Raw genomic sequence first — 12,755 nt, forward strand, 5'->3', positions numbered from 1 at the left:
GCGCCGGCCGGCTCTGTCAGAGCTCGACGCCGAGCAGGGCGTCCACCAGGTCCTTGACCAGGCCCGGCGCACCGGTGTCCGGGCCGTCGCCGGCCAGCGCCTCGGTGGCCCAGGCGTCGACGGCGGCCAGCGCGCCCGGCGCGTCGAGGTCGTCGGCCAGGCACTCGCGCACCGTGGCCAGCAACTCCCCCGCGCGCGGCCCCGACGGCAGCGCCGTGGCCGAGCGCCACAGCTTCAGCCGGCGCTCGGCCTCGGCCATCAGCTCGGGCACGTACTCCCAGTCGGCGCGGTAGTGGTGGGCCAGCAGCACGAGCCGGACCGCCATCGGGTCGTGCCGATCGCGCAGCCTGGAGACGAACACCAGATTGCCCTTCGACTTCGACATCTTCTCGCCGTCGAACGCCACCATGCCGGCGTGGGTGTAGAACTTGGCGAACGGCCACTCCCCCGTGGCCGCGTGGCCCTCGGAGGCCCCGCACTCGTGGTGCGGGAAGATCAGGTCGGAGCCGCCGCCGGCCACGTCGTAGCCGGCGCCCAGGTTGTCGAGGGCGATCGCCGTGCACTCGATGTGCCAGCCGGGCCGCCCCCTGCCCAGCGGCGAGTCCCAGGCGGGTTCGCCGGGCCGCTCGGCGCGCCACAGCAGCCAGTCGAGCGGGCTCCGTTTGCCCGGCCGGTCGGGGTCGCCGCCGCGCTCGGCGAACAAGGTCAGCATGTCCTGCTCGTCGTAGCCGGAGACCTGCCCGAACTTGGGTGCGTCGGCCACGCTGAAGTAGACGTCGCCGTCGAGGACGTAGGTGACGCCCTTGGCGGCGAGCCGTGAGATCAGGCCGGCCACCTGGTCGACGACCTCGGTCACGCCGACATATTCGCGGGGCGGCACGATCCGCAGCGCCTCCATGTCGCCGCGGAACAACTCGATCTCGCGCTCGGCCAGGTCGCGCCAGGGGACGCCGGTCTGCGTGGCGCGCTCCAGCAGCGGATCGTCCACGTCGGTCGCGTTCTGCGTGTAGTGCACCTCGTGGCCCGCGTCGCGCCACAACCGGCCCACGAGGTCGAAGGCGAGGTAAGTGTTGGCGTGGCCGAGGTGGGTGGCGTCGTAGGGGGTGATGCCGCAGACGTACATCCTGGCGGTCGGCCCCGGATCGGTCTGCCTGACCTGCTTCGCGGAGGTGTCGTGGAGACGCAGCGGGATGCTCTCACCAGGGAGCTTGGGGATGTTCGGGGCAGACCACGATCGCATGTCTTCGAGCCTATCCGTCCCGATCTGCGGTCAGGTCGGTGAACTCGTACGTCACGCCTTCGGGCGCGATCGCGACCTCCATCACCGACAGGGAGGCGAAGACGCGGCCGTCGGGCAGCTCGTGCCGGACGATGAGCGCGGCCGGGTCGGAGGACGGCTCCGCCAGGGCCAGCTCGCGCCAGCCGGTCGTGCCCGCGAATCTGGGCAGGTGCTCCCGCACCCGCTCGCTGCCCGGGTCCAGGCCCGTGTTGACCACCATGCCGGTGCCCTCGGGCAGCTCGGTCTCGGTGCGCCGCTCGCCGTCCCAGCTGAACAGCCGCACCCGCGCCAGGTCCGCCAGCACCAGGTGGAAGGGGTCGTAGCGGGTCAGGTCGGCGTCGGGGAAGTCCCCGCCGTACGCGGCCCGCAGCGCGAGGTCCCCCCGGGAGATCCTCGTGGTCTCCTGTGCGGCCCGGCCGCGGCCGTTCAGCAGAGCGGCGGCGCGGCGGGCCGCCGGATTGACGGCCAGCCAGGTGCCGCCGGCCTTGAGGTCGCGCCCGCCGATCACGCCCGGGTATTCGGGCCAGTGCTCCCCGGGGCCCTCCCATGGGCGGTCGGCGAACTCGTCTCTCACACCCATGAGCGTCAGCGGCCGCCCGGTTCTCACGATCAGCGTGCACATGGGGCAAAGGGTAATAAACGGCCCAAGACGTGTACCGCCCGGGGGTCGGTCAGATCGGCGGCCAGGGAATGGCGGGCCAGCCCTCAGGCGGGTAGGGGTGCACGCCGGTGTCGAGCAGCCGCCTGACCCGCTGCCAGGTCGCCTCGACCTCCGCCGGGGTGAGCAGCTCGCGCAGCCTGCGCCCTAGCGCGCCGGACTCAAGGTCGCGCTCCAGCTTGGCCAGCACCGCCACCGCCTCGCGGGCCAGCGGCTTGCCGCGCCACTGCCACAACACCGTGCGCAGTTTGTCCTCGACGGAGAAGCAGACGCCGTGGTCGACGCCGTAGACGTGGCCGGTGGGCAGCGGCAGCAGGTGACCGCCCTTGCGGTCGGCGTTGTTGACCACGGCGTCGAACACCGCCATCCGGCGCACGACCGGATTGCGGCTCTTGACCAGCCGCATGAGGTCGATCTCGCGCTCGGTGTCGATCCAGAGCTGGCACATGCCGGGCCCGAAGGGACCGTCGCGGTAGACGGTGGGCGGCACGATGCGCCAGCCGGTCGCCTGCGACACCTCGTAGGCGGCCACCTCACGGGCGGCCAGGGTGCCGTCGGGGAAGTCCCACAGCGGGCGCTCACCGCGTACGGGCTTGTAGACGCAGGCCGCCGTGCGGGAGCCCAGCTTGACCGAGCAGTAGAGCGTCATGTTGGTCGCCTCGACCAGGCGGCCGGCCACCTCCAGGCGTCCGTCGCGCAGCAGCGTGTGCGCCTCCTCCTCGTGCAGGGGGGGCTGGGGCGACTTGACGGCCGGTTCGCTCTCAGGAGCGGTCATGAAGCCGCCTCACCCCCGCGGTAGCCGTTGAGACGAACGCACACGTGGCCGGCGGCGTCGAGCGGCTGGCCGCACAAGGGACACGGCGGGCGGCCCGCCGCGACGATCTGGAGCGCCCGCTGGGTGAAGGCACGGGCTGCTCCGGCACTGATGCGCACGCGCAGCACCGCCGGATCGGGCCCGTCGAGGTCGTCCTCGTCGACGGCTTCCTGCGCCTCGATCACCACCTGCGATTTCTCGGAGTCCCAGGCGAGCGCCATGGTCCCCACGCGGAAGTCCTCCGCGACCGGCACGTCCAGGGGGGCGTCGTCGGCCAGGTCGGCGGGGGCCAGCGCGGGCACGTGGGCGGTGCCGCCGCTGAGGCGCAACACCTCGTCGAGCAGCTCGTCGAGCCTGCCCGCCAGCGCCGCGACCTGCAACTTCTCCAGCGCCACCGTGGTCAGTCTGCCCTCGGCCCTGGCCTGCAGAAAAAAGACCCGTGCGCCCGGCTGCCCCAAGGCACCGGCGACGAACCTCTCTGGTGGGTCGTAGTCGAAGACCGGCATAGCCTGACCTTACGTGGTTCCGGGTCCGCCGCCGACGGCGGCATCGCTCCCGGTGATGTTTTCTCCCCCGTCTTTCTCCTCCGAATCCTCGGGCAGCCTCAATTGCCCCATATCGTTAAGCCTGAGAACAAAGGGACGCAGGGGCGCATAGCGAATGACGGTGAGCGCCGCAGGATCGGCAGTTATCCGTTGAAAATGATCGAGGTGGAGGCCCAGAGCGTCCGCGACGATCGCCTTGATCACGTCGCCGTGGCTGCAGACCAGGTAGACACCCTTCTCCCCGACCCGTTCGTTCCACTCCCTGACGGCGGCGACCGCACGATGCTGCATGGCCGTCAGCGCCTCGCCGCCGGGGAACGTCACCGCGCTCGGATGCGCCTGGACCACCTGCCACAACGGCTCGCCGGCGAGCTCCTTCAGCGGCCGCCCCGTCCACTCGCCGTAGCCGCACTCGATGAACCGCTCGTCGATCGCCACCTCCGCCGCGCGCCCGCCGGCGACCGCCTGGGCCGTCTCACGGCATCGTTCGAGCGGGCTGGAGACGATCGCGTCGAGCTCGACGCCCGCGATGCGCCCGGCGAGCGCCGCGGCCTGCGCCCTGCCCGCCTCGCTCAGATGCACTCCAGGGGTACGGCCGGCCAGCACCGGCCCCGTGAGATCCGTCAGCCCGTGCCGGGCGAGAAGCAACGTGGTCACCCTGCCAGTGTCGCAGGCGTCGATCACAACGATCCATCCGCCCGAACGCCCGGCGCCGCCCCTCCCCGCCCGCCACGAACGGCGGCGGAGACGGCCGGCCGGCCAGGTTTCCGCGCAGCGGGCCGCCCTACGGCCCTGACCTCTGACAACAGCGGAGCGGCAGCCTGCTGAGCGGGTTCGTTGTTGGTAATCTGGCGGGATCATGGAGCAGCGCTATGTCGGCCACAGCGGGCTGTCGGTGTCCAGGCTGGGGCTCGGCACGATGACCTGGGGGCGTGACACCGACACGGACGAGGCGGCCGCCCAGCTCCGCACGTTCCTCGACGCGGGCGGCAACCTCGTCGACACGGCCGACGTCTACACCGGCGGTGACTCCGAACGGCTGCTGGGGCGCATGCTGCGCGACTCCGTGCCGCGCTCCGAGCTGGTGATCTCCACGAAGGCCGTGGTCACCCCCACGGGCCGGCGCCCCCGTGACGCCTCCAGGCGCCACCTGATCGCCGCCGTCGACGACTCGCTCAACCGGCTCGGGCTCGACTACGTCGACCTGTGGCAGCTGCACACCTACGACGCGGAGGTGCCGCTGGAGGAGACGCTGGCCGCGCTCGACGCGATCGTCTCCTCCGGCCGCGCCGTCTACGCCGGCGTCTGCGACTACGCCGGCTGGCAACTGGCCGCCGCCGCGGTCACCCAGAAGACGGTCCCCGGCCGCGTCCCGATCACCTCCGCGCAGGCCGAATACTCCCTGCTGGCCCGCCAGCCCGAGCGCGAGCTGCTGCCCGCCGCCACCAGCCTCGGCGTGGGCGTGCTGGCCTGGTCCCCGCTGGGGCGGGGGGTGCTGACGGGGAAATACCGCACCGGTGTCCCCGGCGACTCTCGCGCCGCCACCCCCCACTTCGCCGACTTCGTCCGCCCCTACCTCGACGAGCGCAGCCGGCGCGTGGTCGAATCGGTCATGACCGCCGCCGACGGGCTGGGCGTCTCGCCCCTGGCGGTGGCGCTGTCATGGGTGCGCGACCAGACGGGCGTCGCCTCGGCCATCGTCGGAGCGCGTACGCACGCGCAGCTCAAGGGCATCCTGCCCGCCGAAGACGTGGTGCTGCCCATAGAGATCCGAGAGGCCCTCGATGACGTGTCGTCACTCGACTGACCGGGAACGAGAGACTCTCTCGTGTATCACTAGTCGATACCGAATCGCAACTTTACCGTCCAAACGCCTGCGTCCCACCGGTGATGTCCATCAGGATTTCCCACTGAGGCAACGCAGGAGGGGACGGATGGGGAGCAGGACCGCGATCTCGGCGGGAGTTCTCGCGGTGGCGCTTGGGGCCGTTCCGGTGGCGGCACCGGCCGCGGCGGCGGCCACCACGCAGGACTGCACGCGGAGCGGCGGCGTCCTCTCAGGGGTGACCAACACACTGTGCGATGTCGTGGGCGCGGTGACCGGCACGGTCGACACGCTGACGGGCGGGGTCACCGGCAAGGTGACCGACGGCCTCGACAAGACCACCGACGAGGTGCTCGGCAGGGTGGGCAGAGCCGTACCGACCGGCAGGCCCAAGAACACCAGGACGGTCGAGCCCTCTCCGTCGCCCTCGCCCAGGGGCGAGGAGGAGCGGGACTCTTCCGAGGGCGTGTGTCCGCGGGGGCCGGCCTGCGCCGACGGCGAGGTCTACAGCACCCTCTCGCCGCAGCCCACGTCCCCCGCCAGGCGCCCGGCGCGGCCGCGCGCCGGGCAGAAGGACTCCTCGGTGGTGCCGGGCACGTCCAAGACGCACAGGCCCGAGAGCCGGCCGCAGCTCATGGACACCCGCCGGCGGCTGGCCGACAAGAAACGAGCCGACCCGGAGGAGCCGCGGGTCGACCTGCTGTGGCCCAACCCGTTCGCGCACGAACTGTCCGTGCCGATGCAGCAGCAGCGGGTCGTACGGCCCAGCCCGCCCGCCTCCGACGTGCTCGGCACGGCGCTGACCATCGCCCTGCTGGGATCGGCCGTGCTCGCCGCCCGCATCGTCCAGCAGCGCCGCAGCCGCACCGAGCCCGCCGAGTCGATCCCCTTCGAGCCGGCCCGCGCCGCCAACGGCCGCCACCGCCTGGCCTGACCACCGCTCGGTCGGCGTCCGGCCGTGGCGAGGGCGGCTCTCGTGCGGGGCGGTGCCCTGGCCGCTCTCGTGAGAGGCGGTGCCTAGCCGCCGATGGCGTGGACGCCGCCGTCCACGTGGACGATCTCGCCCGTGGTCGCCGGGAACCAGTCGGACATGAGCGCCACGCAGGCCCTGGCCGCGGGGCCCGTGTCGGACAGGTCCCAGCCCAGCGGGGCCTTGTCCGGCCAGCTGTCCTCGAACTCCTTGAAGCCCGGGATCGACCTGGCCGCCATCGTGCGCAGCGGGCCGGCCGCCACCAGATTGACGCGGATGTTGTGCTTGCCCAGGTCGCGGGCGAGGTAGCGGTTGCAGGACTCCAGGCCCGCCTTGGCCACGCCCATCCAGTCGTAGACCGGCCACGCCTTGGAGGCGTCGAAGTCGAGGCCGACGAGGGAGCCGCCCTCCTTCATGAGCGGCAGGCAGGCGACCGCCAGCGACTTGTACGAGTACGTCGACACCTGGACAGCAGTCGCGACGTCGTCCCACGAGGTGTTGAGGAAGTTGCCGCCCAGGGCGCTCTGCGGGGCGAAGGCGATCGAGTGGATCACGCCGTCGAGACCGTCGACGTGCTCTCCCACCCGGGCCGCGAGCGTGTCAAGGTGCTCGGTGTCCTGGACGTCGAGCTCCAGCACGGGGGCCGGCGCCGGCAGGCGCTTGGCGATGCGCTCGACCAGGCTCAGCCGGCCGAACCCGGTGAGCACCACTGTGGCGCCTTCCTCCTGGGCCAGCTTGGCCACGTTGAACGCGATCGAGGCATCGGTGAGCACGCCCGTCACGAGGATGCGCTTGCCTTCGAGAATGCCCATGTCAGTGCCCCATTCCAAGTCCGCCGTCGACGGGGATCACGGCCCCGGTGATGTAGGAGGCGTCGTCGCTGGCGACGAAGCGCACGACGCGCGCGATCTCTTCAGGAGCGGCCTGGCGCCCGAGCGGGATGCGCGTCACGATCTGCTCCTGGTCGAGGTCGGCCGTCATGTCGGTGGCGACGAAGCCGGGCGAGACGACGTTGACCGTGATGTTGCGCGAGCCGTATTCGCGGGCCATGGAACGGGCGAAGCCGATGAGGCCGGCCTTGGAGGCGGCGTAGTTGGCCTGCCCGGCCTGGCCGGTCATGCCGATGACCGAGGAGATGAGGACGATCCTGCCGCGCTTGAGCCGCATCATGGGCCGGATGGCCCGCTTGGCGACGCGGTAGGCGCCGGTGAGGTTGGCGTCGATGACGTCGGTGAAGGCGTCCTCCTTCATCATCGCCAGCAGGGTGTCCTTGGTGATGCCCGCGTTGGAGACGACGACCTCGACCGGGCCGTGCTCGGCCTCCGCCTTGTCGAAGGCGGCCTCGACGTCGGCCATGCTGGTGACGTCGCAGCGCACGCCGAACAGGCCCTCGGGCGGCTCCCCCGATCGGTAGGTGACCGCGACGGCGTCGCCCGCCGCGGAGAGTTCACGGGCGATCGCGAGGCCTATGCCGCGGTTGCCCCCGGTGACGAGTACAGAGCGTGCCATGACACCTGACGCTATCTCCTACCGGCGGGTATGCGCTTGTCCGGGAGACACAAGATCGCAGGGTTAGGATCGTGGACATGCGCCAGATCGATTCCGACTTCCTGCAGCTGCCGTTGCGGCAGCTCGCGGACGCCGCTCTGCAACGCGCTCGCGACCTCGGCGCCGAGCACGCCGACTTCCGGCTCGAACGCGTCAGGGCCGAGACCCTGAGCCTCTACGACGCCCGGCTCGAAGGCGCCATGGACGTCGACGACCTCGGCTACGCCGTACGCGTCGTCAAGGGCGGCACGTGGGGGTTCGCCGCCGGCATCCACCTGACCCCTGAGGCCGCCGCGGTGGTGGCCGAGCAGGCGGTCCGGGTGGCGGAGGTGAGTGCCCCCATCAACAGGGAGCCCATCGAGCTGGCGCCGGAGCCGGTGCACGCCGACACGGTGTGGGTCTCGGCGTACGACGTCGACCCGTTCGAGGTGGCCTCGGCCGACAAGGTGGGCCTGCTGGCCGACTGGTCGGCCGGGCTGCTCAAGAGGGCCGACCACGTCTCGGCGCGACTGCTGCAGGTCAAGGAGCAGAAGTTCTACGCCGACACGGCCGGCACGGTCACCACGCAGCAGCGGGTGCGGATCCACCCCAGGCTCAACGCGATGAAGGCCGCCGAGAAGGGGTTCGACGACATGTCGACCCTCGCACCGCCGGCCGGCAGGGGCTACGAATATCTGACGGGCGCCCACTGGGACTGGCAGGGTGAGCTGGACCGGCTGCCCGAGCTGCTCGCGCAGAAGCTGGCCGCGCCCTCGGTCGAGGCCGAAGATTACGACCTGGTGATCGACCCGTCCAACCTGTGGCTGACCATCCACGAGTCGATCGGCCACGCCACCGAGCTCGACCGGGCGCTCGGCTACGAGGCGGCCTACGCCGGCACCAGCTTCGCCACGTTCGACCAGTTGGGCGAGCTGGTCTACGGCTCACCGCTGATGAACGTCACCGGCGACCGCACGGTCACGCACGGCCTGGCCACGATCGGCTACGACGACGAGGGCGTGCAGGGACAGAGCTTCGACATCGTGCGGGACGGCATCCTGGTCGGCTACCAGCTCGACCGGCGGATGGCGCGGATGAAGGGGTTCGGGCGGTCCAACGGCTGCGCGTTCGCCGACTCGCCCGGCCACATGCCGATCCAGCGCATGGCCAACGTGTCGCTGGTGCCGGCCCCCGGCGGGCCCTCGACCGACGAGCTCATCGCGGGCGTCGAGCGGGGCCTCTACATCGTCGGCGACAAGAGCTGGTCGATCGACATGCAGCGCTACAACTTCCAGTTCACGGGGCAGCGGGCGTACAAGATCTCGAACGGGAAGCTGTCAGGGCAGGTCAGGGACTTCGCCTACCAGGCGACGACGACCGACTTCTGGCAGTCGATGGAGGCCGTGGGCGGGCCGCAGACCTACGTGCTGGGCGGCGCGTTCAACTGCGGCAAGGGCCAGCCGGGGCAGGTCGCGCCGGTCAGCCACGGCTGCCCGTCGGCGCTCTTCCGTGGCGTACGGATCCTCAACACGGTGCAGGAGGGCGGCAAGTGAACGAGCGCGGCGAACGGACCGGCGGGCGCGGGTCCGTGGGGAGCCCCGTCTCCCCTCAGGACATGGTGGACAGGGCCCTGGAGCTCTCCCGCAACGACGGCTGCGTGGTGCTGGTGGACGAAGGATCCACGGCCAACCTGCGGTTCGCGGGCAACACGCTGACCACGAACGGCGTCGCCCGCTCGTCGCGGCTGACCGTGATCTCGATCGCGGGGCAGGGCGTCGGGGTGGTGTCGCGGTCGGCCGTACGCGAGGACCAGCTCGCCGACGTGGTGGCCGCCGCCGACGCGGCGGCGCGCGACGCCCGGCCCGCCGACGACGCCCGCGACCTCGTGGCGGGCGTCCCCTCGTCACCCGGCTGGGGCGAGCCGGTACGCCCGACCGACATCGGGGTGTTCGGGGAGCTGGCGCCCGCGCTCGGCGACGCGTTCGCCGCCGCGGAGGCGGGCGGAGGCAGACTGTACGGGTTCGCGGAACACTCGATGAACACGACGTTCCTCGGCTCGTCCACGGGCCTGCGGCTGCGGCACGACCAGCCGAGCGGGCGGCTGGAGCTCAACGCCAAGTCGGCCGACATGAAGCGCTCGACGTGGACCGGCGTGTCCACGCCCGACTTCACCGACGTCGACGTGGCGACGCTCGGGTCCGCCCTGGCCCGCCGGCTGGAGTGGGCCAAGACGCGGGTCGACCTGCCCGCGGGCCGCTACGATACGCTGCTGCCGCCGAGCGCGGTGGCCGATCTCATGATCTACATGTACTGGTCGTCGGGCGCCCGCGACGCGCTCGACGGGCGTTCGGTGTTCGCCAGGCCCGGCGGGGGCGCCCGGGTGGGCGAGCAGCTGGCCGCGCTGCCCGTCTCCCTGTCGAGCGACCCGGAGGCGTCGGGCATCGAGTGCGCGCCGTTCATGATGGCCCACGCCTCCGACAGGGACAGCTCGGTCTTCGACAACGGGCTGCCGCTGGGGCCGACCGGCTGGATCACCGACGGCCGCCTGAACGCGCTGCTGCAGACCCGATACTCGGCGGAGCTGAGCGGGCTCCCGGTGACGCCGGGCATCGACAACCTGATCATGTCGGGCCCCGGCGACGGCAGGCCGCTGGACGAGATGATCGCCTCCACCAGGCGGGGGCTGCTGGTCACGTGCCTGTGGTACATCCGCGAGGTCGACCCGCAGACGCTGCTGCTGACCGGGCTCACCAGGGACGGCGTCTACCTCGTCGAGCACGGCGAGATCGTGGGAGAGGTGAACAACTTCCGCTTCAACGAGAGCCCGGTCGACCTGCTGGGGCGGCTGGCGGAGGTGGGCGCGAGCGAACGCACACTGCCGAGGGAGTGGGGCGACTACTTCCAGCGCACGGTCATGCCGCCGGTGCGGGTGCCCGACTTCAACATGTCCACGGTGAGCCAGGCAAGCTGATCCACGCGGACGCGCCCGTCGGCGCCCGCGCCGGTCCGGGTCGCCCGTCCGGGGCGGGCCGCGGCGGGCGGGTGGCTCAGCGCGGGCCCAGCAGGGCGCCCAGCGCGTGGCTGAGCGACTCGCCGAGCGTCTTCGCGCACGTGTCGTAGCCCTCGGGCGGGCCTCCGTAGGGATCGCGCACGTCGGGGCCCGGCTGCCGGCCGCGCCGCCCGGCGGCCGACTCCACGATCGCCCGCGCGCGCTCCGCGGTGTCGGACCGGTAGCGGCGCTGGCCCGTGCCCGTCGCGAGCGCGGCGAACTCGGGCAGCGTGGCGGAACGGCAGATGTTCGCCGTGCACACGAGCAGGATGCGGAACTCACCGTTCACGCGAGCCAATCTAGCGGGTGGCGTCCGGCGCTCAGGCGTCTTCCAGGCGGAAGCCCACCTTCATGCCGACCTGGAAGTGCGCCACCTCGCCCGCCTCGAGGTGGCCGCGGATCTCGGTCACCTCGAACCAGTCGAGGTGGCGCAGCGTCTGCGAGGCCCTCCTGAGGCCGTTGCGGATCGCCTGGTCGACGCTCTCCCCCGAGGTGCCGACGATCTCGGTGACCCGGTACGTACGGTCCGTCATCTCCCCGTCCTCCTTACTCGAAGGCCATGATCGCATGACCTGTGCCCACGTCCGGGGGCGCCGTCGCGCCCTGCTCATCCGAGGTCTACCGTGGAAGGTATGAAGGGGTGGCGCAAGAAGCCGGACGTCCACGCGGTCACCGACGCCAGACCGTCGCTGACCGCGGACATCCGCAAACGTGAGATCAGCTACCTCATCAAGATGGGCATCCGGACGATCTGCCTGATCCTGGCGGTCGTGGTGCCGGTGCCGTGGCCGTACCGGCTGCTGTTCATCGCCGGGGCCATCTTTTTGCCATACATAGCCGTAATCGGGGCCAATGAGAGGGGCCAGGCTCCCCCGCCTCCTACCTTTCAGTCGCCGGAAGCTAACCAAACCGAGATACCGCTGCATCGACGCGAGATCGGGTCGTGACTAAGTCTTGACGCATCCCATGGGTTGTAGGTGTACGCTTTAGCCAAGCGCTCCGGTCCCCCGTCGGAGTGCTGGTGCCGGCGTTCCGGGCCCCCGTCGGAACGCCGATGAAGCGACGCCGGGTGGTTTGCCCCCGTAACCACCCGGCGTCGCCCCTTTCCGAAAGTTTTTGATCAGTGCGACGCCGCCTGGCGAGTCGGGTAGGACTGCTTTCCCGAAATCGTTTACACCCCTCCTGCCCCAGATTTCACAGGAACCTTTCAGGCGGGGCAGGAGATTGACGTCAACAGTTCGTTCGAGTGTCAGTCGTCCGTCAACGTCTCGGTGGTCGCCTTCGACCAGTTTTTCGCCAATGTGGTCAGTTTGGCCACAGCGTCCTCGGGTGCGGTGCCGGCGCCCTGGGCGAGCCCGAGCAGATAGGCGGTCAGGGGCGCGGCCGGCCTGGCGACGCCGTGAGCGACCTCCTTGGTCAGGTCGAGAATCAGGTCGCGGTCCACGGTGGCCGGGTCGATCCCGAGTTCCTTGCAGGCCAGCGCGGTCCATTCGTTGAGCACATTCATACGAGCCTCCTCCAGATCGTCCATTGTGTCGCAGTCGAACCAGGGCCGCCCGCGCAGCGCCAGGCGCACGGCGACGAGCGGGCCGAGCAGGCCCTTGAGCGAGCGTCCCCCATAGCCGGCGAGCGCCGCCTTCAGCTCGGCGGCCGGCCACACGCCGGCCAGCCACTGCTCGCGCCCGCCGTCGTCCACCAGCACGACCCCGCCCGCCCGCTCGGCGGCCCGCAGCATGGCGCTCACATGGGCCGCCGTCATGAACGGCAGATCACCGGCGAGCAGCACCACCCACGGGGCGCTCACCTCGCTCAGGCCGGCGGCGAGCGCGGGCACGGGGCCGCCGCGCGGGGGATCCTCCCTGACGAACACCACACCGGGGATCGGGCGTTCCGGGCCTGCCACGATCGCCTTCCCGGCGCCCGCGACGGCCGCGACCACGTGCTCGACCAGGGTTCGCCCGCCCACGGTCAGGCCGGGCTTGTCCGCCCCGCCCAGCCTGCGCGCCGCTCCCCCGGCCAGGATCACCGCGTCGAACTCCACACCCTCACCCCAGCTCCGAACCGTCGCGCCCTCACCCACCTCACCAC

15 protein-coding genes are annotated in these 12,755 nt (G+C 71.3%); 5 read left to right on the plus strand and 10 right to left on the minus strand.

Annotated elements, in window-relative coordinates; genetic code table 11:
- Nucleotides 1–16: 16 nt before the first annotated feature.
- Genes mshC through GUY59_RS22315 form a run of 5 tightly spaced genes read right to left on the minus strand, consistent with a single transcriptional unit; the run spans nucleotide 17 to nucleotide 3,953 of the window.
- On the minus strand, nucleotides 17–1,240 hold the full coding sequence (gene mshC, locus GUY59_RS22295) for a cysteine--1-D-myo-inosityl 2-amino-2-deoxy-alpha-D-glucopyranoside ligase (RefSeq protein WP_138199208.1): 1,224 nt from the start codon (nucleotides 1,238–1,240) through the stop codon (nucleotides 17–19).
- Between the two features lie 10 nt (nucleotides 1,241–1,250).
- Nucleotides 1,251–1,901, minus strand: coding sequence for an NRDE family protein (locus GUY59_RS22300; RefSeq protein WP_138199209.1), 651 nt, complete (start codon nucleotides 1,899–1,901; stop codon nucleotides 1,251–1,253).
- 49 nt (nucleotides 1,902–1,950) lie between these two features.
- Complete coding sequence (locus GUY59_RS22305) at nucleotides 1,951–2,712, minus strand: SCO1664 family protein (protein WP_132335628.1); 762 nt, start codon at nucleotides 2,710–2,712, stop codon at nucleotides 1,951–1,953.
- Nucleotides 2,709–3,257, minus strand: a complete 549-nt coding sequence (locus tag GUY59_RS22310) for a DUF3090 domain-containing protein (RefSeq protein WP_132335626.1) — start codon at nucleotides 3,255–3,257, stop codon at nucleotides 2,709–2,711. The genes GUY59_RS22305 and GUY59_RS22310 overlap by 4 nt, the downstream gene beginning before the upstream one ends.
- A gap of 9 nt (nucleotides 3,258–3,266) precedes the next feature.
- Entirely contained in the window at nucleotides 3,267–3,953 is a 687-nt protein-coding gene (locus GUY59_RS22315; protein ID WP_132335663.1) for an MSMEG_4193 family putative phosphomutase, read from the minus strand.
- Between the two features lie 202 nt (nucleotides 3,954–4,155).
- Here GUY59_RS22315 and GUY59_RS22320 point away from each other — a divergent pair, with 202 nt between their 5' ends.
- Nucleotides 4,156–5,103 (plus strand): aldo/keto reductase, encoded by a 948-nt coding sequence (locus GUY59_RS22320; protein WP_132335624.1) that lies wholly within the window; start codon nucleotides 4,156–4,158, stop codon nucleotides 5,101–5,103.
- 127 nt (nucleotides 5,104–5,230) lie between these two features.
- On the plus strand, nucleotides 5,231–6,055 hold the full coding sequence (locus tag GUY59_RS22325) for a hypothetical protein (RefSeq protein WP_138199210.1): 825 nt from the start codon (nucleotides 5,231–5,233) through the stop codon (nucleotides 6,053–6,055).
- Nucleotides 6,056–6,138: 83 nt separating this feature from the next.
- Here GUY59_RS22325 and fabI read toward each other — a convergent pair whose 3' ends face one another.
- Together fabI and fabG are read right to left on the minus strand one after the other, a co-directional pair.
- Complete coding sequence (gene fabI / locus GUY59_RS22330; RefSeq protein ID WP_138199211.1) at nucleotides 6,139–6,903, minus strand: enoyl-ACP reductase FabI; 765 nt, start codon at nucleotides 6,901–6,903, stop codon at nucleotides 6,139–6,141.
- A gap of 1 nt (nucleotide 6,904) precedes the next feature.
- Entirely contained in the window at nucleotides 6,905–7,600 is a 696-nt protein-coding gene (fabG, locus tag GUY59_RS22335; protein WP_132335618.1) for a 3-oxoacyl-ACP reductase FabG, read from the minus strand.
- Nucleotides 7,601–7,677: 77 nt separating this feature from the next.
- On the opposite strand from fabG, the gene GUY59_RS22340 reads away from it, so the two are divergent.
- Together GUY59_RS22340 and GUY59_RS22345 are read left to right on the plus strand one after the other, a co-directional pair.
- Nucleotides 7,678–9,171: a TldD/PmbA family protein gene (locus GUY59_RS22340; RefSeq protein ID WP_138199212.1), complete on the plus strand. Its 1,494-nt coding sequence runs from the start codon at nucleotides 7,678–7,680 to the stop codon at nucleotides 9,169–9,171.
- A 62-nt stretch (nucleotides 9,172–9,233) separates the two neighbouring features.
- Entirely contained in the window at nucleotides 9,234–10,589 is a 1,356-nt protein-coding gene (locus GUY59_RS22345; protein ID WP_138199213.1) for a metallopeptidase TldD-related protein, read from the plus strand.
- Between the two features lie 76 nt (nucleotides 10,590–10,665).
- Here GUY59_RS22345 and GUY59_RS22350 read toward each other — a convergent pair whose 3' ends face one another.
- Together GUY59_RS22350 and GUY59_RS22355 are read right to left on the minus strand one after the other, a co-directional pair.
- Nucleotides 10,666–10,956 carry a hypothetical protein gene (locus tag GUY59_RS22350; protein ID WP_138199214.1) on the minus strand — a complete coding sequence of 97 codons (291 nt, stop codon included), beginning with the start codon at nucleotides 10,954–10,956 and terminating at the stop codon, nucleotides 10,666–10,668.
- A 31-nt stretch (nucleotides 10,957–10,987) separates the two neighbouring features.
- Nucleotides 10,988–11,200, minus strand: coding sequence for a dodecin (locus tag GUY59_RS22355; RefSeq protein ID WP_132335612.1), 213 nt, complete (start codon nucleotides 11,198–11,200; stop codon nucleotides 10,988–10,990).
- 99 nt (nucleotides 11,201–11,299) lie between these two features.
- Here GUY59_RS22355 and GUY59_RS22360 point away from each other — a divergent pair, with 99 nt between their 5' ends.
- Nucleotides 11,300–11,614, plus strand: a complete 315-nt coding sequence (locus tag GUY59_RS22360) for a DUF3099 domain-containing protein (protein ID WP_138199215.1) — start codon at nucleotides 11,300–11,302, stop codon at nucleotides 11,612–11,614.
- A gap of 302 nt (nucleotides 11,615–11,916) precedes the next feature.
- Here the strand turns inward: GUY59_RS22360 and GUY59_RS22365 are convergent.
- Nucleotides 11,917–12,755: NTP transferase domain-containing protein (locus GUY59_RS22365; protein ID WP_330849191.1), on the minus strand; the 839-nt coding region annotated here is incomplete at its 5' end.

The sequence above is a fragment of the Nonomuraea sp. K271 genome (assembly GCF_009908215.1).
Taxonomy (GTDB): domain Bacteria; phylum Actinomycetota; class Actinomycetes; order Streptosporangiales; family Streptosporangiaceae; genus Nonomuraea; species Nonomuraea longispora.